15 protein-coding genes and 2 pseudogenes are annotated in these 24,021 nt (G+C 43.1%); 11 read left to right on the top strand and 6 right to left on the bottom strand.

Translation table 11 applies throughout. The features are described from left to right. Positions 1-180 precede the first annotated feature (180 nt). Complete coding sequence (locus RB604_RS18150; RefSeq protein WP_122282031.1) at positions 181-1,374, top strand: hypothetical protein; 1,194 nt, start codon at positions 181-183, stop codon at positions 1,372-1,374. Positions 1,375-1,396: 22 nt separating this feature from the next. Here the strand turns inward: RB604_RS18150 and RB604_RS18145 are convergent, their stop codons facing one another. Beyond that, entirely contained in the window at positions 1,397-2,113 is a 717-nt protein-coding gene (locus RB604_RS18145; RefSeq protein WP_055294138.1) for an SIMPL domain-containing protein, read from the bottom strand. A gap of 160 nt (positions 2,114-2,273) precedes the next feature. Between RB604_RS18145 and RB604_RS18140 the strand changes: the two genes are divergently transcribed. The 4 genes and pseudogenes from RB604_RS18140 (at position 2,274) to RB604_RS18125 (ending at position 7,234) form a co-directional block, all read left to right on the top strand. Then, positions 2,274-3,095, top strand: coding sequence for a DUF3805 domain-containing protein (locus RB604_RS18140; RefSeq protein WP_055294136.1), 822 nt, complete (start codon positions 2,274-2,276; stop codon positions 3,093-3,095). Positions 3,096-3,347: 252 nt separating this feature from the next. Next, positions 3,348-5,213: an ABC-F family ATP-binding cassette domain-containing protein gene (locus tag RB604_RS18135; RefSeq protein ID WP_007481786.1), complete on the top strand. Its 1,866-nt coding sequence runs from the start codon at positions 3,348-3,350 to the stop codon at positions 5,211-5,213. Continuing rightward, positions 5,210-6,049 (top strand): histidinol-phosphatase, encoded by an 840-nt coding sequence (locus tag RB604_RS18130; protein ID WP_007481789.1) that lies wholly within the window; start codon positions 5,210-5,212, stop codon positions 6,047-6,049. Before RB604_RS18135 ends, RB604_RS18130 begins: the two co-directional genes overlap by 4 nt. 80 nt (positions 6,050-6,129) lie before the next feature. Beyond that, positions 6,130-7,234 (top strand): annotated as a pseudogene (locus RB604_RS18125) (PD-(D/E)XK nuclease domain-containing protein). A gap of 156 nt (positions 7,235-7,390) precedes the next feature. On the opposite strand, the gene RB604_RS18120 reads toward RB604_RS18125, so the two are convergent. Then, positions 7,391-8,626 (bottom strand): hypothetical protein, encoded by a 1,236-nt coding sequence (locus tag RB604_RS18120; RefSeq protein WP_007481795.1) that lies wholly within the window; start codon positions 8,624-8,626, stop codon positions 7,391-7,393. 176 nt (positions 8,627-8,802) lie between these two features. On the opposite strand from RB604_RS18120, the gene RB604_RS18115 reads away from it, so the two are divergent. Both RB604_RS18115 and RB604_RS18110 read left to right on the top strand, forming a co-directional pair. Beyond that, on the top strand, positions 8,803-10,002 hold the full coding sequence (locus RB604_RS18115; protein ID WP_005930543.1) for a pyridoxal phosphate-dependent aminotransferase: 1,200 nt from the start codon (positions 8,803-8,805) through the stop codon (positions 10,000-10,002). A gap of 79 nt (positions 10,003-10,081) precedes the next feature. Further along, positions 10,082-11,326, top strand: coding sequence for an ABC transporter permease (locus tag RB604_RS18110; RefSeq protein ID WP_007481798.1), 1,245 nt, complete (start codon positions 10,082-10,084; stop codon positions 11,324-11,326). Between the two features lie 39 nt (positions 11,327-11,365). On the opposite strand, the gene RB604_RS18105 is transcribed toward RB604_RS18110, so the two are convergent. The 4 genes from RB604_RS18105 to RB604_RS18090 form a co-directional block, all read right to left on the bottom strand. Beyond that, positions 11,366-12,298: an endonuclease/exonuclease/phosphatase family protein gene (locus tag RB604_RS18105; protein ID WP_085930820.1), complete on the bottom strand. Its 933-nt coding sequence runs from the start codon at positions 12,296-12,298 to the stop codon at positions 11,366-11,368. A 36-nt stretch (positions 12,299-12,334) separates the two neighbouring features. Next, on the bottom strand, positions 12,335-13,507 hold the full coding sequence (locus tag RB604_RS18100) for a glycosyltransferase (RefSeq protein ID WP_007481801.1): 1,173 nt from the start codon (positions 13,505-13,507) through the stop codon (positions 12,335-12,337). 69 nt (positions 13,508-13,576) lie between these two features. Further along, entirely contained in the window at positions 13,577-14,587 is a 1,011-nt protein-coding gene (locus RB604_RS18095) for an AI-2E family transporter (RefSeq protein ID WP_007481802.1), read from the bottom strand. Between the two features lie 107 nt (positions 14,588-14,694). After that, the gene (locus RB604_RS18090; RefSeq protein ID WP_147398875.1) at positions 14,695-15,015 is read right to left on the bottom strand and encodes a hypothetical protein; all 321 of its coding nucleotides are present in this window, start codon (positions 15,013-15,015) and stop codon (positions 14,695-14,697) included. A gap of 339 nt (positions 15,016-15,354) precedes the next feature. Between RB604_RS18090 and RB604_RS18085 the strand changes: the two genes are divergently transcribed. The 4 genes and pseudogenes from RB604_RS18085 to RB604_RS18070 all read left to right on the top strand — a co-directional run bounded on the left by RB604_RS18085 (position 15,355) and on the right by RB604_RS18070 (position 23,967). Then, positions 15,355-16,851, top strand: coding sequence for a PAS domain-containing sensor histidine kinase (locus RB604_RS18085; RefSeq protein WP_005930555.1), 1,497 nt, complete (start codon positions 15,355-15,357; stop codon positions 16,849-16,851). Between the two features lie 158 nt (positions 16,852-17,009). After that, positions 17,010-17,558: pseudogene (locus RB604_RS18080) on the top strand (hypothetical protein); the annotation flags it as partial. A 377-nt stretch (positions 17,559-17,935) separates the two neighbouring features. After that, positions 17,936-19,978 carry a hypothetical protein gene (locus tag RB604_RS18075; RefSeq protein ID WP_007481804.1) on the top strand — a complete coding sequence of 681 codons (2,043 nt, stop codon included), beginning with the start codon at positions 17,936-17,938 and terminating at the stop codon, positions 19,976-19,978. 14 nt (positions 19,979-19,992) lie between these two features. Beyond that, positions 19,993-23,967, top strand: coding sequence for a hybrid sensor histidine kinase/response regulator transcription factor (locus tag RB604_RS18070; protein ID WP_055294134.1), 3,975 nt, complete (start codon positions 19,993-19,995; stop codon positions 23,965-23,967). The last annotated feature ends 54 nt before the right edge of the window (positions 23,968-24,021 follow it).

Genomic DNA, 24,021 nt, shown 5'->3' with positions numbered 1-24,021 from the left:
ATAAGCCATATTCATGAATAAAAAGAGCGAATATTACTGATATGAACCTAAAAAAATGAAATAAGGGTAGGGCAGGCATCCGATGAGAAATACAACCTTTTCTTAAATGTTGTATTTCATTCAATCTATCGATTTTATTTTTTTACCTTTGTATGTGCTACAAAAAAAGTAGAGGGAAAAATGATAAAGATAGATTTGAAGCAGCGAAAGCGGGAAGTGCTGGGAGTGATTGCCATATTATTTGTTATTGTGACAGGAATGTCCATCTATAAATATGCCTCTTTCAGTTCCGGTTTTGAAATAACGGATGATTTGGGAGGAAACATCTTTCCTTCTGCTATCCTGTCTGTGGCTACTACCGATGCCCAGGTCATCGAACCGTCCGATTCTTTTTATATCGGTAATCCGAAATCGTGCATCGCCATCAGGGTGAAATCCCGTTCGGCGTATAGCCGGGTACGTATTGAAGTGGCGGAGACTCCTTTCTTTTCACGTTCCGTATCCGAGTTTATCCTTGAGAAACCGCATAGGGAATATACGATTTATCCCGATATTATCTGGAACTACGAAGCGTTGAAGAATAACGTGCAGGCAGAACCGGTCAGTGTAGCGGTAACGGTAGAGATGAATGGGGATGATCTGGGGCAGAGGGTACGTACCTTTTCGGTGCGAAGTATCAATGAATGTCTGTTAGGATACGTCACTAACGGTACGAAATTCCATGATACCGGCATATTCTTTGCCGCCTATGTCAATGAAGAGAATCCGATGATCGATAAATTGCTGCGTGAAGCATTGAATACCCGGATTGTGAATCGTTTCTTAGGATATCAGAATGCAAAGGCGGATGCGGTGGATAAACAGGTGTATGCCCTTTGGAACGTGTTGCAGAAGCGTAAGTTCCGTTACAGTTCGGTGTCTAATACCAGCTTATCCAGTAATGTGGTTTTCTCACAACGGGTACGTACGTTCGATGATGCTTTGGAATCGTCGCAGATAAACTGTGTGGATGGCAGCGTGTTGTTCGCTTCTCTGCTTCGTGCCATCAATATCGATCCGATTCTGGTGCGTACGCCGGGGCATATGTTTGTGGGATATTATACGGACAGTTCCCATCAGGATATGAATTTCCTGGAAACGACGATGATCGGTGATGTCGATCTGGACGACTTTTTTCCGGATGAGCAATTGGACTCTACCATGGTGGGAAAATCTCAGAACCAGATGTCTCTGCTTACTTTTGAGAAGTCGAAACAGTATGCCAACAAGAAATATAAGGAGAATGAAGAAGGTATTCATTCCGGTAGGTTGAACTACATGTTTCTGGAAATATCAAAAGAGGTACGGAGGAAAATCCAGCCGATAGGGAAGTAAGATCTTCCTCCGTGTGGGGTAACTATTCGGCAGGGAGTATTTCAAAACGGGCCGTCATCTGGTATCTGAGCTTGATCGTTCTGAAATTTTCCGGATTACTGTCATAACTTGGTATTGCCACGTTGCTCATAGCCGACTGTGGTTGGAAATAGCTGAAGCTCCGTTCTTCCGGCTCTACGATACGGAGAACGTTCCCGAGTTTCTGTCCCATTGCCGCCACCAGATAATCCGCCTTTTGGCGTGCTGCTTTTAAGGCTTCTATTTTTCCTTGTTTGCGGTATTCCTGCAAATCTTTATTTTTTAGTTCGCCGATGTTCATCGATTGAATCCCTTTGGTATTTACTGTCTGTATGATCCGGTTGATCTGGTCGGGATTTTGTAACTTTATATCAAAGGTTTTGGATATGAGAAAATCTTTTCCACGTTCGCGCCAGTAATCACCTACTTCTTTGGTCTGAATATCCGACGGAGCGATACCCGCTTGCTTTAAGGCGCTCATCAGGTTATGTTCAATCTCATTGACGGGTACTTTGGTCTGGTAATCTTCCGGCTTGCTTTTTTTTTCGAATTCTTCCTGCCAGTATTCCTTTATGGTAATCATAAAATGAATTTCGTCCGGGATGATTTCCGTTTCGGAACTGCCGGTCACTTCGATGTAGCGGGAGTTGTTGTCTTCTTGTGCGGAGATTGCCAGGATGCCACTTAGCCATAGAGTGACAAGTACTGCGAATGTTTTCATATTCTTGCGGTTTTAGTTATTGCATTTGCTCCAAAGATAGAGGTTCTTTGAAGGAAAAACAAATGAGACAACATTTATTGTTTCCTGTTTTTTGCATATCCGCTTCGGGAGTGTTATTTTTGTCGAAATATCTGTTGAGTAGAAGAAAAAACAAAATAAGATGATACAAGGTAAGAAATTTATTTCTCCGGGAGCGTGGTTCACCATGGTTTATCCTTCAGATTGGAATGAGTTTGAAGACGGTGAAGGTTCCTTTCTATTTTACAACCCCGATACCTGGACAGGGAATTTCCGGATTTCGGCTTTCAAGGCGGATGCTGCTACACGCGGCGCCATGGATTATGGCAAAGAAGCTGTGAAGCAGGAGCTAAAAGAGAATCCTTCGGCTTCATTGGTGAAAATCGGAAAATTAGCATGTGCTTACAGTAAAGAAATGTTTCAGGAAGAGGGGGCTTATTATACCACTCACCTTTGGATTACCGGCATTGGGAATGTAGCATTCGAATGTTCGTTTACCGTGCCTAAAGGTGGAAGCGTGAAAGAAGCGGAACAAGTGATCAGTACGTTGGATATACGCAAAGACGGACAGAAGTACCCGGCGGAAGTGATTCCCGTGCGTTTGTCCGAGATCTACGTGATTAATGAGGGGTATGAATGGACAGTGAATACCGTAAAGAAGGAATTGAAAAAAGATTTCCAAGGTTTGGAAGAAGATTTACCGAAACTCCAGCAGGTGATTGATAGCGGCGTGATAGGAAAAAAGAAGAAGGAAGAATGGCTGGCTATCGGCATCACTGTCTGTACCATATTGGTCAATGAAGCGGAGGGATTCGAATGGATGACTTTAATCGATGGTAACCGGGAAGTGCCCGTACTGCAATATAAAGATGGAAAACTCATCGATCCTCTGAAACTGTTTTGGAGTAAAGTGAAAAATGACGAGACGTGTGATGTGGAGGAAGTGTTTAAATCGGCAGTATAGAATTAGTAGTTAAGTAGTCAAGTAGTTAAGTAGTTAAGTAGTTAAGTAGTTAAGTAGCTGTGCAGCGTGTAGGGGGCTATGGATTTTAATGCGATCTTTCACTCCTATATTTTTAATTGCTATTTATTACTTAAACTATCTACTACTTACTACTTATCTACTTGACTACTTAACTACTAAATCACTTACCTGCTAAACCTCTTACCTACCCACCAGCTCCTTTTAACCATTTACTACTAAATTACTGATTTTATGGTTCCTTATTTACAAGTAGATAATCTTACTAAATCCTTTGGAGATTTAGTTTTGTTTGAAAATATATCTTTCGGTATTGCCGAAGGGCAGCGTATCGGACTGATCGCTAAAAACGGGACGGGAAAGACGACCCTTCTGAATATACTTTCCGGGAAGGAGGGATATGATAACGGGAATATTGTTTTCCGTCGGGATCTCCGTGTAGACTATTTGGAGCAAGATCCGAAATATCCCGAAGAACTGACTGTGCTGGAAGCCTGCTTCCATCATGGCAACAGTGTGGTAGAACTGATCAAGGAATACGAGCATTGCATGGAAACGGAGGGACATCCGGGACTGGAAGATTTGCTGGTACGCATGGATCATGAGAAAGCATGGGAATATGAGCAGAAGGCTAAACAGATTCTGTCGCAATTGAAAATCCGTAATTTCGACCAGCAGGTGAAACATCTTTCCGGAGGACAGCTAAAGCGCGTGGCTTTAGCGAATGCCTTGATTACCGAGCCCGATCTGCTGATTCTGGATGAGCCTACCAATCACCTTGATCTGGATATGACGGAGTGGCTGGAAGATTACCTGCGGCGCACAAACCTAAGCTTGTTGATGGTGACGCACGACCGCTATTTCCTGGATCGTGTCTGCTCCGAGATTATAGAGATCGATAACCGGCAGTTGTATCAGTATAAAGGAAATTACAGCTATTATCTGGAAAAACGGCAGGAACGGATCGAAGCAAAAAGTGTGGAGATAGAGCGTGCTAATAACCTTTATCGTACGGAACTCGACTGGATGCGTCGCATGCCACAGGCACGCGCACATAAGGCGAAGTACCGGCAGGATGCTTTTTACGAAATAGAGAAAGTGGCCAAGCAGCGTTTCAATAATGACAATGTAAAACTGGATGTAAAGGCATCCTACATTGGCAGCAAGATATTCGAAGCGGATCATCTTTATAAGAGTTTTGGTGATCTGAAGATATTGGATGATTTCTCTTACATTTTTGCCCGTTATGAAAAGATGGGTATTGTCGGCAATAACGGGACAGGGAAATCTACTTTTATCAAGATACTGATGGGAGAGGTACAGCCCGATAGCGGTACGGTGGATATAGGCGAAACGGTTCGTTTCGGTTATTACTCTCAGGACGGGTTGCAGTTTGACGAACAGATGAAGGTGATCGACGTGGTGCAGGACATCGCGGAGGTTATCGAATTAGGTAACGGTAAGAAATTGACTGCTTCACAATTTTTGCAACATTTCCTGTTTACTCCCGAAACCCAACACAGCTATGTCTATAAACTGAGCGGGGGAGAGCGTCGGCGGTTGTATCTGTGCACCGTACTGATGCGTAACCCGAATTTTCTGGTACTGGATGAACCGACCAACGACCTCGATATCATTACACTGAATGTTCTTGAAGAGTATCTTCAGAACTTTAAAGGATGTGTGATTGTGGTGTCTCACGACCGCTATTTCATGGATAAGGTGGTAGATCACCTGTTAGTATTCAACGGTCAGGGAGATATTCGTGATTTCCCCGGAAATTATAGCGATTATCGTGATTGGAAAGAAGCCAAGTCCCAGAAGGAGAAAGAGACCGAGAAATCCCAGGAAGAGAAGACTGCACGTGTGCGCCTGAATGAAAAACGTAAAATGAGTTTCAAGGAGAAACGTGAATTCGAGCAGTTGGAAAAGGAGATAGCAGAGCTGGAAACAGAGAAAGCGCTTATTGAAGAGCAGCTTTGCAGTGGTACGCTTTCTGTAGACGAGCTTACGGAGAAGTCGAAACGCCTGCCCGAAGTGAATGATCTGATTGATGAGAAAACTATGCGTTGGTTGGAATTAAGCGAAATAGAATCATGAACCTGACGAACTATCATAGCCATTGCCTTTATTGTGACGGACGTGCCGATATGGACTCTTTCATCCGCTTTGCCATAAGTGAAGGATTTACATCGTATGGTGTTTCATCACATGCGCCGTTACCTTTTCCCACTGCATGGACGATGGAATGGGACAGTATGGAGGATTATTTAGAGGAGTTTCGCCGGGTAAGGGAGAAGTATGCCGGCAAGATCGAATTTTATGTCGGCCTGGAAATCGATTATCTGAATGAAGAGAGCAATCCGTCGGTTTCCCGTTTCCGGGAATTGCCGTTGGATTATCGCATCGGTTCCGTGCATCTGTTGTATAATGACAAAGGAGAAGTGGTGGATGTCGATGTGGCTCCCGAAGTATTTCGTAAGATAGTAGACGGGCATTTCGGCGGCGATCTCGATCGGGTGATCCGTCTTTATTACGACCGTCAGCTTCGCATGATCGAGTTGGGTGGTTTTGATATTTTAGGGCATGCGGACAAGATGCATTATAATTCGGCTTGCTATCGTCCCGGCCTGTTGGACGAACCGTGGTATGAGAAACTGATGCAGGATTATTTCGCCCGGATCGCAGAAAAAGGGTATATGGTTGAAATCAATTCCAAGGCTTATCATCTTTACGGCACATTTTTTCCGAACGAACGTTACTTTCCGTTGTTGAAAGAATTGGGTATCCGTGTGATGGTGAATAGTGATGCCCATTATCCCGAAAAAATCAATGCCGGACGTCCGGAAGCGCTGGCGGCTTTGAAACGTGCAGGATTCAGTACGGTGATGGAGATGCATCAGGGAAAGTGGGTGGAATGTGATTTGGCAAAGTGAAAGAGAAAAAGGCCAATCATTTCCGGTGGAAAGATTGAAAGTAAACAGGAAATGCCTATCTTTATAGAGAATAAAAATATATGGAAAAAAGAATTTATCCTATTGGCATACAGAATTTTGAGAAGCTGCGCAAAGACGGTTATGTCTATGTGGACAAGACCGCATGGGTACATCGGCTGGTGACCACCGGCAGTTACTATTTTCTGAGTCGTCCGCGCCGCTTCGGTAAAAGTCTGCTGATTTCCACCCTTGAAGCCTATTTTTTAGGAAAACGTGAACTGTTTAAAGGGTTGGCGATAGAACAAGTATTTTGACAAAGACCTGCATCTTCTTGCCGAAGCGCAGAATATGGATTATGATAGCGTGTGCCTTGAAATGAAGAAACGTTATGACGGCTATCATTTTAATTTCAACACTCCCGGTATCTACAATCCTTTCAGCCTGCTCAATACGTTCGACTCTATGGCATTCGGCAATTACTGGTTTGCTACAGGTACTCCCTCTTACTTGGTTTACCTGCTGAAAAAGCATAATTACCGGTTGGAAGAAATTCAGGGAGTGGAGGTTACGGCAGATGTGCTGGACAGTATCGATTCGGAAGGTACCCATCTCATTCCTGTTATCTATCAGAGCGGATATCTGACTATAAAGGATTACGACAGCCGTTTTAGACTTTATACGTTGGATTATCCTAATCAGGAAGTAGAGGAAGGCTTTTTGAATTATCTGATGCTTTTCTATACAGACAAGAGTGAATCTGAAGCACCGTTTGAAATCCGCAAGTTTGTATCTGAGGTGGAACATGCGAAAGTGGACGGTTTTTTCCGTCGTCTGCAGAGATTCTTTGCGGATGCTCCCTACGAGGTGATTGTCGGTCAGGAGCCGCAGCGTAATGTGGAGTTGTTTTTTCAGAACGTGCTTTTTATCGTGTTCAAGATGATGGGCTTTTATGTTCGGGTGGAATACCATACGAACCGGGGGCGTGTGGACTTGGTGCTGACAACCGATCATTATATCTACCTTATGGAATTCAAACAGGACGCTACGGCTGCAGAGGCTTTGGCGCAAATCAATGAGAAACGTTACGGGCAATCTTTTCAAAATGATCCTCGACGGCTGTTCAAGATAGGTGTGAGTTTTAGTAGTAAGGCCAGAAATATAGAGGAGTGGGTAATGGAAGAATAAATTCAGTTTCTTTCGTCATTTCAAAAAGAGAGATCATCCATGATAAAAGAAGAGACCATTCATAATACTTGTATATTGGCAAGTATATGAACGGTCTCTTTTTTTGAGTCAGTAGGGATGAGAAGATTTTTGGGAAAGCGTCTGATTCTTTCCTCTCTATTCCGTTCTTTTACAGGAGTTAGCTTGCAGGAACTCATTGAGTACCGTCTCATAATTTCCGTGTATCAGAATGTGATGATTTCCTAACGGGTTCTTTAAGAAATAATCGGCAGACGTATCCAGTTTGACGCGTACCTGTGTGCGGCACATATTGATATAGTTTGTATTTTCGGTAAGTGTGCCCGTGGAAAGGTAATATTCGTCCAGGCATTCTCCACCACATTTTAGGATGGTGACGTCTCCTGTAGGCAAAATTCCTTGAATACCGATCCCTGTTTCCGTTTCAAAATGATTACGGATCACATACTTTTCCGTCTGTTTTAATCCAACGGTACAGTGAGCCAGAATAATCTCATTGGTTCGGGCATTGATCATGGAAGGATTAGCCATAAATCCGGCCTTTCCGGTCAATGCTTTGGCTGCTAACAACGTGAATATGGATTGCAGGTCACCCTCACATCCGGCAAGGATACCTTCATCGTTCAGCATAGCCAATGCCAGACAGCCGGTAGTGCCGATCTGCTCTATTATCTTGAAACAACTTAAAGTGACTGCACTCAGCTTTTCTTCTTTGCATATTCTTTTCACAGCCCGGTAGAGACGCATTGCTTTTAGCATGTCTTCCGGAGTTCCCTCCCGGCAAGCCAGTGCCTGCGAAGCGACGGCAGCGCAGGAAGCACCCACCTCATTGTCATTGATGCGTTCGTAAATTTTGTACACCCGTTCGAGGGGGATATTGATGTATTCCACTCCCCAACGGCGTTTGGCCAGCAGATAATCTACGTTGCTGGCTACGAGCCATGAAGAAGGTGTCCCGATAACGCCTATACGCATTCCGTACAAAGAACGTTGTGCCTGGAAGTTATTATATAAAATCTGTATACGTTTTATGATGGATGGGAGTTCTCCGTGGAGAATTTCGCTTTTCATACCCCGGTTACGGAGCCAAGAAGATATTTCAAGCGCTGCTGCGAGTGAGTTTTGCATGCCGTCTGCCAGAAGGATGGCAGGGCGGGGGAGAGATTCAAAATGTTGTATAACCAGTTTTTCTACTCCGCCGGTGGCTATGAAGATGATTTTGAAATCATCACTGCTCAGCTTGTCGATATCCTCATAATTAACAAACCGGACCGTGAAATATTTCTCTAATTCATTCAATATCACTTCGTGCGAATTGAGTGCAGAAGCCTGTTTGTGTAGTAGTGACGCAAACGTAATGAGGTTTATGGTCATTATGGTATTGTTTTGGGTTTTGTATATGACAAATGTATAGCTTTCTTTTCATAATACCATAACGTTTTTACCCTTGATAAGGTTTTTAAAGTTTTTATGTCTCTGTGTCCGATTTATTGTGTACATTTGCCCTCTCTAATTAAAAATAGTAAATCGATAAATAAGTAAATAACATTATGCCAACAATATCCATTCGCGGAAACGAGATGCCTGCATCTCCTATCAGAAAGCTGGCTCCTTTGGCTGATGCAGCAAAGCAAAGAGGGGTACATGTGTTTCACCTGAACATCGGACAGCCGGATCTGCCCACACCTCAGGTCGCGATTGATGCCATACGTAATATTGACCGTAAAGTATTGGAGTATAGCCCGAGTGCGGGATATCGCAGCTACCGGGAGAAATTGGTAGGATATTATGCAAAGTTCAATATCAACCTGACGGCTGATGATATAATTATCACTTCCGGAGGTTCGGAAGCGGTGCTTTTTTCATTCCTTTCCTGTCTGAATCCGGGTGATGAAATTATTGTACCCGAACCGGCATATGCCAATTACATGGCTTTTGCCATCTCTGCCGGAGCAAAAATACGTACCATTGCCACTACCATCGAAGAGGGCTTTTCCTTGCCTAAGGTAGAGAAGTTCGAAGAACTGATCAACGAGCGTACCAAAGCGATCTTGATTTGTAATCCGAACAATCCTACCGGGTATTTGTATACTCGCAGAGAGATGAATCAGATACGTGATCTGGTGAAGAAATACGATCTTTTCCTCTTCTCTGATGAAGTTTACCGTGAATTTATCTATACCGGTTCTCCTTACATTTCTGCCTGTCATCTCGAAGGCATTGAAAACAATGTGGTGCTCATCGACTCGGTATCGAAACGTTACTCTGAATGTGGTATCCGTATCGGTGCCTTGATCACGAAAAATAAGGAGATACGTGATGCTGTGATGAAATTCTGCCAGGCCCGTCTGAGTCCTCCTTTGATCGGTCAGATTGCTGCTGAGGCTTCATTGGATGCCAATGAAGATTATCTGCGTGATACCTATGATGAATATGTGGAACGTCGTAAATGCCTGATTGACGGCCTGAACCGTATTCCGGGTGTATATTCTCCTATTCCGATGGGAGCGTTCTATACCGTAGCCAAGTTGCCGGTAGACGATTCGGATAAATTCTGTGCCTGGTGTCTCTCCGATTTCGAATACGAAGGCCAGACAGTTTTTATGGCCCCTGCTTCCGGTTTTTATACTACTCCCGGAGCCGGACGGAATGAAGTCCGTATCGCCTATGTCTTAAAGAAAGAAGACTTGAACCGCGCGCTCTTTGTGCTTAAAAAGGCGTTGGAGGCGTATCCGGGGAAGACGGAATAAATAGAAGTGAATTGGTGATACCCCGTCAGTCACTCAAATTGCTAATCAATTATCACTAACCCGCTAATCACTATTTTCTATGTCTTTTCCCCTCTTCATAGCTCGTCGCCTTTATCGTGATACCGATGGTGGGAAACAGGTATCGCGGCCGGCTGTTCTCATCGCTATGGTGGGGATTGCTATTGGTTTGGCAGTGATGATCATTACGGTGGCCGTAGTGATTGGATTTAAGAGGGAGGTGCGTAATAAGGTGACCGGTTTCGGGTCTCATATCCAGATTACTAATTTCGATGCTGTCCGGTCATACGAAACTCATCCTGTGGTGGTGGGTGACAGTATGATGGCTGCTTTGGTGGCTAATCCGGGCATAAAGCATGTGCAGCGTTACTCCACAAAGCCGGGGATGATTAAGACGGACGATGCTTTTCAAGGAATGGTTCTGAAAGGAGTAGGGCCGGAGTTTGATGCCACGTTTTTTCGTGACAATCTGTTGGAAGGTGAGATTCCGGCTTTCAGCGATTCGGCTGCCACCGGACAGGTGGTCATATCAAAAGCACTTGTCGATAAGCTGAAGCTAAAATTGGGGGATAAGATATTTACTTATTATATCCAGGACAATGTGCGGGTTCGTCCGTTGACCGTTACCGGGATTTATCAGACTAACTTTTCGGAATATGATAACCTGTTCCTGCTGACGGATTTATATACCGTAAACCGGTTGAATAATTGGAAACCCGATCAAGTGAGCGGTGCGGAGTTGCAAGTGAAGGATTATGACCGTTTGCCAGACATCACCTATGAGGTGGCCGAAAGCACGGATAACCGGGCGGATAAATATGGCGGTGTATATTTTGTGCAGAATATAGAGGAGTCCAATCCTCAGATATTCGAGTGGCTTGGATTGCTCGATCTGAATGTGTGGGTGATTTTGATTCTGATGATCGGGGTAGCAGGCTTTACCATGATTTCCGGTTTGCTGATTATTATTATCGAACGTACCAACATGATCGGTATCCTGAAAGCTTTGGGAGCGAATAACCTTACGATCCGTAAAGTGTTTCTTTGGTTTTCGGTATTCCTGATAGGCAAGGGGATGATTTGGGGAAATGCTATCGGATTGGTATTCTGTCTCATACAGTCACAGTTTCATCTTTTCAAATTGGATCCCGAAAGTTATTATGTCGATTCGGTACCTGTCTCTTTTAATGTTTGGCTTTTTCTGCTCATCAATGCCGGTACCTTGCTTGCTTCTGTACTAATGTTGTTGGGGCCTTCTTATCTGATTACCAAGATAAATCCGGCCAGCTCCATGCGATACGAATAACAGGAGGGCCGGATCTGTTCTGACGGGATATTATGATTGTTAATATTCCAGTTCTACTTTGACCGGGAAATGATCCGACGGTGTACGTGCTTCATAACTTTCAATGGAGATCTCTTCCGGGCAGTCCTTGACATTTGCTTTTTCCGTACCTGTGGCTTTAGTGCTTCTGTAAGTATCTGTCAATACCCCGTATTTCTTTACTTTAAATAACGGCGATACGAATACATGGTCGATGCGGCTTTCTGTAAAGTTGTTCGGATCGAAGCTGTTGAAAGTTCCGTTGGTTGCATAGCGGAAATCTGCGGATTCATAAGAGTCTTTCAACACTCCATTGCTTACTAATGCTTTATAGGAACTGTGTGTCTGGTCTACATTGAAATCTCCTGTGAGGATAGCCGGCAGATTGGCTCCGAGTTCTTTCATCTTCTCCTGTACGAGGAAGGCACTTTCCACCCGCGCTTTTTTTCCGATGTGATCCATATGCAGATTGAAGAAAAGGAACTCGAATCCGGTATCTTTGCATTTGAAGTGTCCCCAGCTACAAATACGGGGCAATACCGCGTCCCATCCGATACTTGCCGTATCGGGTGTTTCCGAAAGCCAGAAATCTCCTTTTTTAATAAGATCGAATTTATCCGTACGATAGAATATAGCCGAATGTTCTCCTGCTTCTTTGCCGTCATTACGCCCTACGCCGATATATTCATATCCCGGTAAAGCGGCTTTCATGTCTTCCAGTTGCCGGATATATCCTTCTTGAGTACCGAAAATGTCGAAACTGTGGTATTGTATCAGTTTGGCCATCACGGGATAACGTTTTCCCCAGCCATTGCCTGCGGCAGAATCTTCTGCATTGGCATAACGAAGATTGTAAGATGCTGTCGTAAACGAACCGTTTTCGGCAGGTTTTTGATTCTGGCAGCTCAATAGTCCTATTAATAGGACAGTCATAATTAAAATTTTGTTTTTCATAAAATATCTGATAAAAGTTTCTTGCATTGAGTACCTCTAACGTCTCATGAAGTCTCCTTTACCGCGATATAGGCGGTAAAGCTTGAATTGGAGGGTTTGTAAAGGCTGCAGCAGGTCGAATAGGAGCAGGGAGAAGTAATAATGGCGGTTTTCTTCCTGATCGGTTGCTGTTTTATTGATGACGATGGCTTGCACGGTATAACGCAACAGCCAGATAAAGAAAGCGATACCGGCTACCAGCCAGTGCGAGTGGATGATTCCGAATACGATACCGGCTATACAAGCCATATAGAACAGCAGGCGGGAACATGTCTCGAAGCCCAGCAGATAGCGTTGGACACCTTTGTAGTAACGTGCCGTAGCCATATAGCTTACTCTTTCTTCTTTCCAGTCCTTGTATCTCTCTATGGGTTGCATTCTCATGATGGCACGGGCATTGGTTTCCACCCGGGTATTTTCTGTATTGGCTATCTGATTGATGAACAGGTCGTCTTCTCCCCGTTGCAGGTTCAAGTGCGTGGAATATCCTTTTTGTTTGAAAAAAAGTTCTTTTCTGTAAGCGAGGTTTCGTCCCAATCCCATGTAAGGCTTTCCGGCAAGGGCAAAGCCTAAATAGCGCAGTGAAGTAAACAAGGTATTGAACGATATTCGTTTGTGCAGCCATCCTTTACCACGTTCATATCCACTGTATCCCAATACAATTTGGGTATGCGGAGTAAAGTTACGGGCCATCAGGCGCAGCCATTGATTGCTTGCGGGCTGGCAGTTGGCTTCGGTGAACACCAGCCAGTCATGTTTGCTTGCCTTGATACCCAATGTCAGTGCCAGTTTTTTGCGGCTGATATACCGGGCGCTGTCCGGAGTGAAACTGTGATACAGGTGTTGGTATTTTTCTTCAAAAGCGGACAGTACGGCTTCGCTTTCATCCGTAGAGCCGTCATTGATGACGATTACTTCAAATTGCGGATAATCCTGTTCCAGGATAGCCGGAAGGAAACGGCGCAGATTTTCTGATTCGTTACGTGCACAGATCACGACCGACAGGGGAGGAAGTTCCTTTGTGAAGTGCAGTTCGTTTTTCCGGTCGGTGATATTCCGCATATGTATCCGGTTGTAAATTCCCAGATAGTAAATGTATTGAATAATCAGAAAAACTCCTGCCGCTGATAATAATATCAGTTCTGCCGTACTGAATGTAAATGCTTCCATTGATGTAATGTCGTTTTTAGGATACAAAAGTACGCAAATTTTCGGTAGGATACATGCTTTGCCAAGCGGTTATTTTCGTGTGTCGAGATATTCTCTTTTGAACATATCGACAAACAGGAAGAACAAGGAAAGCAGTAACGGTCCGAAGATCACTCCCATGAATCCGAACAACGACAGGCCGATGACTACCCCGAAAATAGTAATGAGCGGATGAGTGTCGGCCATCTTCTTTTGTAGGATGAAGCGTATCAGGTTATCGAGTTGCGAGACGATAATACCACCGTAGGCTGCCAGCCCGATGGCATTGGGCCAGTCTCCGGTCAGGGCCATATAGACGGCGACGGGGAACCATATCAAGCCTGTGCCCACCATTGGGATAACCGTGGCGAAACAGGTGAGGAAACCGAGCAATAATGCATTGGGGGCTCCGAATATGAAATAGCCGATCATGGCAACTCCTCCTTGTATGACGGCTAAAAGAGGAATACCTATGGCATTGGAGCGGACAATCATATTGATCTCATGTATCACGTGTTCCGTATTGGTTGCATTAAAAGGCAGGATGGCATTGACATATGCTTCCATCTTTATACCGCCGATCAGCATGAAATACAAAACGAAGACCAGTACGAACAGATTGACGACAAAGCTGCTGATCCCTCCCATTACGGCTTGCCCGATGCGGGGAAGGGCGGATACGATAAACGAGGTCGTATCACTGCCCAATACGTCATAGCCTGTTTTACTTTTGATGATTCCGGCTATTTCTTCGATAGGAGCAATGATGGATTGCGGATCGAGATTGAGGTTTTGCAGTTTGTCGACCAACATCCATACTACCAATGAAATAGGTATCAGGAAGAAGAAGACGGCTTCGGTCGTGATCAGCAGAGCGGCAGTGCTCCGTTTCATTTTTCGTTTTGTGGTAAGGCGTATCATCTGTTTTCTGACAAGGATATAGATGGTCAGTGCTCCCAGCAGTCCGCCTAAGAAAGGGGTGATTTGCTGGAACAGGACAATGCCAAGTACGATAATGATAGCAATAAGTGAATATCTCCAGTATTGTTCTTTTACGCTCATAGTTTTATGTTTTATCATTCATATAAACGCGAAATAAGAGAGAAAAGTTCTGGTTAGGAAAAAGTTCTTCGTACTCTTCTTTTTTTAATTAACGGTCATTGTTTCTATTATGATTTTCTCCGCGTCTTTTCTCTTTTTCTTTTCTGTTTTCTTTGTCTGATTTTGTATAAATCCCAGTATAGTAAAAGTATAAAAACAGTGGTTGAAGCTATATAGAGCGTGAATGCATACAGGTATTGTTCTTTTGCAAATGTGAACATGCAGAGAGCCATTCCTAATGAAGCCAACGGCAGGCCTATGTTGTCATTCCTTTCCGAGTTCCGGTATAATTTGTTGAAATAAGGGCAATAAATCCACAGGAAATAAACAAATGCACTGATTCCGAACAGAATGAGAATGCCGTATTGCTTTGATAAGCAAGTTGTCATTTCCATTTTGCTCATTTTGAATAGAAGAACGATTATTACCCATCCACATATCATTATAGTATTGACCCGTATAAACGGCAATACATATTGTTTTAATGTACTTTGTTTTTCCAATTATATTGATTGCTTTGAGTGTTTTCTGTTTTCCTGCGCCGTAAAGTTATAACTTTTTATTTTATATACAAATCAGAAGACCATTTGTTTTTATGGGTAATGGTTTCTTTTTCAATGGTTATAATAATAAATAATGTATTCTCATGGTATTTTTTCTCTTTTTGATTTGTATGGAATCAATAAAAATATCTTTCTTTGCAAATCGAACAAAATAAAAAAGCAGAGATGAATACTGTAGATAATATCAGTTATGCCGATAGTTTGTTGAATATACTGCCCGATGGCATTGTTATTCTGACATTTGATGAAAGAGTTTTGCAAGTTAACTTGCAGGCAAAAACGGGACTTCACATTAATATTTCCTCGGATTCTTATGAAAAAGATCTATATGCCGGTGAACTGTTTGAACTGATTTATCGGGATAAGAATATCCTTACATCTGCTTTGGATGTGATACGTCAGGGAAAAGAAGAATTAATTTTACCTCCTAATACCAGTATCCGTGAGAAGTCTACCAATACGATATTTCCGGTGAAAGGACGTTTTTGCAGACTTCCTTTTGACGAAGGAGTAGAAGTTATTATCTTTTATTTCCGGAATATAACTAGTGAACTGACGCAGGAATATATTCTGAACACGGCATTGAACCGTACCCGTATTTATCCTTGGTTTTTTGATTTGGATCGCCAAATATTCAGTCTTGATGCGCGTTATTTCGAATATCTGGGTATTGAACCGGAACCGGGTTATACTTTATCTATGGACAGGTATCTGAAATTGATTCATCCGGATGACCAAAAACAGTTGTTCGATGCTTTCAGTGTTCAGTTCAGTGGTGATACCATATACGAAAAGCCTGTCCCGTTCCGTATATTGCGTGGAGACGGAAGATGGGAGTGGTTTGAAGGGCAATCCACTTACATCGGAAAACTGTCCGGCTTGCCTTATCGTTTGGTCGGTATCTGTATGAGTATACAGGAACATAAGGATATTGAGGATACCTTGATCAGCGCCCGGATGAAGGCGGAAGAAAGTGATCGGCTGAAGACTGCTTTTTTAGCCAACATGAGCCATGAGATCCGTACACCTCTGAATGCGATTGTGGGATTCTCTGATGTACTGAGTTCTACTTTCGAGGAATTGTCGCATCAAGAACGTGAAGAATTTGTAAACCTGATCAATACGAACAGTGAACATTTGCTGCGGCTGATTAACGATATTCTTGATTTATCAAGGATTGAGTCGAATACGATGGAGTTTGTATTTGCTCCATGTTCTCTTCGGGCATTGATGAATGAAATTCTTACCGAACAGAATATGAATTTCTATTCTGAAAAGATGCAGATTACTGCTGTGTTTCCGGATGACGATTTATGTATTGTGACAGACGCCTCCCGATTGAAACAGGTTCTCGGCAATTTACTGAACAACTCTCGCAAGTTTACTAAGGAAGGTTACATTAAATTAGGCTATACTCTTCTTGAAAAAGAAGAAAAAGTGGCACTGTTTGTGGAAGATACAGGAGAAGGAATTGCTCGTGAACACTTGGAACATATTTTCGAACGTTTCTACAAGGTGAACAGTTTCAAGCAGGGTACCGGTTTGGGATTGTCTATTTGTCTGACAATTGTGGAACATCTTCGCGGAAAAATTTCGGTAGATTCGGAGATGGGACGCGGTACTCGTTTTATTGTAAGGCTTCCATTGAGTTTGGGCGAATAATAATCTATCGTATTGACTTTCTTTTTTATGCTGTATCCCTTTATGTGGTAGGCATTTCTTCCGGGTATATACATTTTGTCTCAGAAATTCTGCGTTACGTCTCATTTATTACGACAGTCCTTTCGTCTGACGTATCTTTGTCGGAAAATAATGGAAAGGATAAGATGAATAAGATGGTCCTGGCTGGTGCCCGTATGCTGAGTGTGGAAGAGGCGAGTCATTATGCCGGCGGTTTCGATGATCCTGCCCGTCTGGTAGCTTCGTTTGCCGGAGTGGCACCGGGTGTTTCTACCAATGGTATCTCTATTCATGGTAATGCGCCCCATTTGTTGCAGTGGCGGCTTGAAGATGTGGAGATTCCCAACCCTAATTATTTTGCGGACATTACCTCTTTAGGCGGGGGAATACTCTCATCTTTGAGCAGCCAGGTATTGAAGAACTCCGATTTCTTCACCGGTGCTTTCTCTTCCAAATATGGGAATGCCGTATCCGGAGTGTTCGATATGAAGTTGCGCAACGGCAATAATCAGAAAAACGAGAATGTGTTTCAAGTGGGCATTATGGGAATTGATTTTGCTTCCGAAGGGCCTTTGAGCAAGAAACATAAAGCATCTTATCTGTTCAATTACCGTTATTCTACCACCGGATTGCTCAATTTGGAAGGGGGAACGATGGATTATCAGGATTTGAATTTTAAATTGATTTTTTTTCAATTATTAAATAAAGGCGGATTTACACAGCAGCCAGATCGCAAATATACGGTCTGGTCTCTGTGTAAATCCGCCTTTATTTATCGTGTCTCTGAATTGTGAACAAATATCTTGTGTCTGTAATTTGAAGAAAAGGCAAGTTTTGCTGATTTCTCTTATAAAAATACCTATTTGTGGTACTGCAAGATTGTATCATTCCCGTATTTTGCATCTATAATTATGGATGAAGGTTAACCGATTTTCTTTTTTCGTAATGTGTGGTATTAAAGATACCTTGTTAACATTACCTTTTTTATTTTTTGTTTAATATTGCTGGGAAGAAATGCCTTGAAAATAAAAGTTCCGGAAACTTCCCGCTGTTAAAATCATGTTTTATGAATATAAAATCTTTAATTTGTGCTATGATTGTCGGGGTGTTTGTTACTACTGCCGAAGCTGTTGAAAATTTGCCCGGGCAGTTATCTGCGTGTATCTCGTTGAAAACACCGGGAAATAATTCCAGACAATATCCTTTAACTTTTCTGGAGTCTGCTTCCGGGAAAGGATGTTTTTCTTTGGAAGCATCTCAAGAGTTACCATTGGTAATCACGGAGCGTGTCAGAAACCAAAGTGATTGTTGGGAGATGGAGGTGACACTCACTGCTTTGGATGATATTTATTTCAATTTCAGCCAGCAATTTTCCACTTCTTTCCGTCATGGTGACTGTCAGTTCTATATGCCAGGATTTTGGTACAGACAAAACCTCCGATCGCCACAAGGGGCGCCTGCTTTTCATACATCCGATAGCTGGGAAGTTCGTGAAGATCGTCTCAGTACTCCTTTGACGGGAATTTACAATGTAAAAGACGGGCAGTATCTGACGGTGATCCGCAAAGATGAATTCTGTCATGACGCTTTGACTACTCACAGTGAAGGGGAAGTAATTCTCTCGGGTAAGACTTCCATCGGATTTACAGGTTTTGCCAATCATAACGGAAAGGCTACTCTTTCCTTTGGTTTTCCCTATCGTGAAGCCCCTAAAAGTTATGTCCGTAAGTTGACTCTGGCACCAGAGGTCGAAGCGTATCAAAAGTTGGGAAAAGGAGAAACAGTGATGCTTACTTGGGAAATCGCATATGGCAGTTCGGATGATTTTTCCGGTTTTGTGCGTCGTACTTGGGAGTATAGTTACGACATGTACCGACCGCAGCCCGTAAGTACATCCTATTCTTCTGAAAAGATGAAAGAGGTAATGAGCAATTATTTCGTTGAAAGTTTTATCGATGGTCCTGTTCTCTCTTATTATGCAAGTCCCAGAATGCATGTCTTGACGTGTGATAGCCCTCCTGTGGCCGAAGTAGGATTTGTCGGACGTGTTTTGCTTAACGCTTTCAATGCTTGGGAATATGGGTATGGACACGACCGGCAGGAGTTGGTGGAAGATTGTAGAAAAATATTCGGTAGTTATCTGGAAAATGGCTTTACGCCGGGAGGGTTCTTTCGGGAGCGTGTAAGTTTTATCAACGATCCGAAGGGAGAAGACAGACCGGCTAATAGTATCCGCCGTCAGTCGGAAGCGGTGTATGCAATGCTGCATTATTTGGATTACGAGAGGGCGAACGGCAGGAAACATCCCGAGTGGGAGTATAGATTAAGGAATATACTCGATATGTTTTTAAAGATTCAGAATGCTGATGGCAGTTTCCCCCGTAAGTTTAAGGATGATTTTACCATTACCGATAAAAGTGGTGGAAGTACTCCTTCTGCAACACTTCCACTCGTCATGGCTTATAAGTACTTCAGGGATAAACGCTATCTGGAGAGTGCCAAGCATACGGCTGATTATCTGGAGAAAGAGTTGATATCTAAAGCCGATTATTTTTCGTCTACGCTCGATGCGAATTGTGAAGATAAGGAGGCTTCTCTCTATGCAGCTACAGCAACTTATTATCTGGCACTGATTACGAAAGGGGAAGAGAGAAAACATTATGCCGATCTTACGCGTGAAGCTGCTTATTTTGCACTTTCCTGGTATTATGTGTGGGATGTTCCGTTTGCTGATGGTGAGATGCTGGGAGATCTTGGTTTCAAAACGCGCGGTTGGGGAAATGTATCGGTTGAGAATAATCATATAGATGTTTTCGTTTTTGAGTTCGGTTCTGTACTCAATTGGCTTGCAAAAGAGTATGATGAGCCGCGTTTCTCCGCATTTTCTAATGTTATCTCCACTTCCATGCGGCAATTGCTTCCGTACGAAGGACATTTGTGTGGTGTGGCTAAAGTGGGGTATTATCCCGAAGTTGTTCAGCACACAAACTGGGATTATGGTAAAAACGGCAAGGGGTATTATAATAATATTTTTGCTCCCGGCTGGACAGTCGCTTCACTTTGGGAATTGCTTACTCCCGGGCGGGCGGAAAAATTCATGAAAGATTAAAAAAGAAATATAGTATGAAAACACGTCGTGTATTTATCTTTTGCTTTTTTCTGATATTATATTGTTCCTCTATGTTTGCTGGTACGGGTATGGGGCGTTATGCTTTCCGTTCGCTCGACATTAATAACGGATTGTCGCAGAATACTGTCGCCGCTATTATTCAGGACCGTTTCGGGTTCATGTGGTTTGGTACAAAGGATGGACTAAATCGTTATGACGGAGTCTCTTTCCAAACATTTATGAAAGAGTCGGGAACGCTCGGAAATAATTTTATAACATCATTGTACGAAGATTGCCTCGGGCAGATATGGATCGGTACGGATGTCGGAGTCTATATTTACTCTCCTTCTGGAGAGAAAGTGGAACGCTTCGTTATACAGAGCAATTTGAATACTACGATTGAACAGACTGTTCATACTATAAAAGGCGATCGTAAAGGAAGGGTCTGGATTGTTTCGGAAAGGCAAGGGATTTTTTGTTACGATACAAACAGAGGTACATTGGAACATTTACAGACTGATGCATCCGGAAAGAAACGGTTAAGGAATGCTGGTCAGATTGTGTTTGATCAGGATGACGTGTGTTGGTTGGATATACACGATGGTAATCTATACAGTTCCAGAGACGGGCTTCATACGTTGAAACCTGTTTTCTCTCCAGAAATCAAAGCGCCCTTCAAAGGCAAAAGAATCAATAAGTTACTTCCCGGTCCTTATAATTGCCTTTATGTAGGGACAGACGATGGATTAATGGAGGTGAATTTAACCTCCGGGGCATTGTCTTCCCTGCTCCCGGGCACTGCTGCTGCCGGAGAGAGTCTTTTTGTAAGAGAGATGGTTTTCTATTCCGATGATGTCCTGTGGATAGGTACGGAGTCCGGTATCTATGTATATAATTCACGTACAGGTGAAACAACTCATTTGCAAAGTATATACGGTGATTCCTATTCCATATCCGATAATGCGGTCTACGCGGTTTGTAAAGATCGTGAAGGAGGAATGTGGGTGGGAACCTGGTTTGGCGGAGTGAACTATTATCCTCGGCAATATACCTATTTTGAGAAGTTCTATCCTCGCTCGGAAACAGACCGGATGGGGAAACGCGTCAGAGAATTTTGCGCAGACCGAAGCGGGACTTTGTGGATAGGTACGGAAGACAGGGGGTTGTTTCATTTTAATCCGGTAACACGTTCGGTAGAACCTTTTAAAGATCCTTTGATCTATCAGAATATTCACGGGCTCTGTCTTGATGATGATGCTCTTTGGGTAGGTACCTTTTCGCAAGGTTTAAACAAAATTGATCTGAGAACTCGGAAGGTTAAGCATTATGCCCATCTCCCGAAAAACATTTTTTCTGTTTTCCGGACAACTTCCGGACAATTATATCTGGGAACGCCTTCCGGTTTGATAAGTTATGATTCGGAAAAGGATACATTCTCTTCTGTTCCGGAACTGTCGGGAGTGTTTGTTTATTACATTACCGAGGATAAACAGGGAAACCTGTGGCTTGCGACTTATGTTAACGGCGTTTACAGACAGAATATTCGGACGAAGAAATGGGAACATTTTGTGCACGATGAGAATAAGCCGCGCAGTCTTCCTTCAAATAAAGTACTTACTGTCTTTGTAGATAGCGAGAACCGCGTTTGGCTTACTACCCAGGGAGGAGGATTCTGTCGTTTTGATCCGTCCACTACCGATTTTACTTGCTATGATTCTGAAAAAGGACTGCCGAGTAATGTCGTTTACAGGATTGAAGAAGATAATAAAGGCTTGTTCTGGATTTCTACCAATAAAGGGTTGCTTTGTTTTAATCCGAAGAAGGAGACTTTCAAGGTATACACACGGGCCAACGGGTTGCTGGATAACCAGTTCAATTATCAGTCCAGCTATAAGGATGAGAACGGTAACCTGTATTTCGGGAGTATTAACGGGTTTATTTCTTTTGATCCTTCCACTTTTATAAGCAACGACTATGTGCCACCCGTTGTTATAACCGACTTTATGCTTTTCAACAAGAGGGTGACGGTGGGTGATGAGGGGTCTCCTTTAAAGCAGAGCATTACCTTATCCGATGAAATTGTTTTGAAACCGGACCAGAACTCATTCTCTTTTCGTGTGGCTGCGCTTGCATATCATGCACCTGAGATGAATACATTGATGTATAAATTGGAAGGATATGATTCTGAATGGCGTGTCGCCGGTAATGCACCGATTACGTATTCGCATCTGCCTTTTGATACTTACAGACTGATGGTGAAGGGAGCTAATAGTGACGGATTGTGGAATCCGGAAATCCGTTCGCTTGAGATACGGGTTCTCCCTCCTTTTTATTTGTCTACGGCTGCTTATGTTGTCTACATATTACTTCTGTTGGGATTAATTTGCTCTGTGTTTTTCTATTTCCGAAGAAGGGGAGTCGAAAAACACCGGCGTGATATGGAAAAATTCGAGCAGGAGAAAGAAAGGGAACTGTATATTTCGAAAATAGAATTCTTCACCAACGTGGCTCATGAGATACGTACTCCGCTTACTCTTATTAAAAGTCCTCTTGAAAGTGTACTGAAAGAGAAAGCGTTGCCGGAAAGTATAAAAACGGAACTGGAGGTTATGGATGAGAATGCCGAGAGATTATTGGCTTTAACCAATCAATTACTTGATTTTCGGAAAACAGGGAATAAAGGGTTTAAACTTAACCTTGCGGAATGTAATATGGGAGCTGTCATTCATTCGGTGTACAAACGTTTCATTCCGCTTGCCCGTAAAAGGGGGATCGACTTGAAAATCGAGTTGCCTGAAGCGGATATTTATGCGGGCGTCGATAAGGAAGCGATTATTAAAGTATTGAGTAATCTTTTCTCTAATGCGTTGAAGTACGCCGGGACTTATGCACACTTGTACTTGTCTGCCGATGATGAGGAAAGTAGTCTTTTGATTGTAATGGACAATGACGGTGAAGTGATTCCATTGGAAATGAGAGATAATATTTTTCTACCTTTTGTGCGTTATCGGGATGGGAATAAGGTGGAATCGGGAACGGGTATCGGACTGGCACTGGCTCGTTCATTGGCGGAATTGCATGGTGGGAGCTTGGTGATGGATCGTTCGCTGGATTGTAATCGTTTTATTTTTTCTATTCCGATTGTACACTGTTCTCCATGCCTCGTACCGGACAGTAATGAAGAACTTAACGATTTACCGGAGAAACAGCCGGAAATGGGGAGTTCGGAAATGGGAAACGAGGAATTGACGACGATTCTGGTTGTAGAAGACAATAAAGATATGTTGTCGTTTCTCCAACGCCAGTTTGCCGGCTTGTATCATGTACTGGTGGCAGGTAATGGAGTGGAAGCACTTTCGGTTCTTTCCGATGCCCGGGTAAGTCTGGTAATTACGGATATTATGATGCCCGAAATGGATGGACTGGAATTGTGTGAACATCTGAAATCTAATTTGGATTACAGTCATATTCCCGTTGTGTTGCTCACGGCAAAAACTGCTATGGAACAGAAAATAGAAGGATTGGAGCATGGTGCCGATGCTTATATCGAGAAACCTTTTTCAGTAGAATATTTACGTGTTACTGTTGCCAATCTACTGAAAAACAGGGAACAACTGTGCCGGCACTTTATGGAATCTCCCTTTATTAAAGCTGACACCATAGCGCAGTCGAAGGCCGACAAACAGTTTATCAGCAAGTTGGAGGAGTACGTAGCTCGGCATTTGGAGAATCCTGATTTATCTGTCGATGATATGGCGGGAGCGATGAACATGGGGCGGTCCAATTTCTTTAGAAAACTGAAAGGAGTGTTGGGAATAGGGCCTAATGAATATCTACGGCTTACACGGCTAAAGAAAGCGGCTGCTTTATTACAGGAGAAAGAGTACGGAATTGTGGAAATAGCTTATATGGTGGGATTCAGTACCCCTTCTTATTTTTCGAGCTGTTTTAAAAAACAGTTTGGTGTGTTGCCGAAAGACTTTGTTTAGCAGTAGAGACAAAATGTTTGCCGGAAAATCCCGGTAAGGATATATTGAGATGTG

The sequence above is a fragment of the Bacteroides salyersiae genome, assembly GCF_031172035.1.
Classification (GTDB): Bacteria; Bacteroidota; Bacteroidia; order Bacteroidales; family Bacteroidaceae; genus Bacteroides; species Bacteroides salyersiae.
This window is presented reverse-complemented; position numbering and strand designations above follow the sequence as displayed.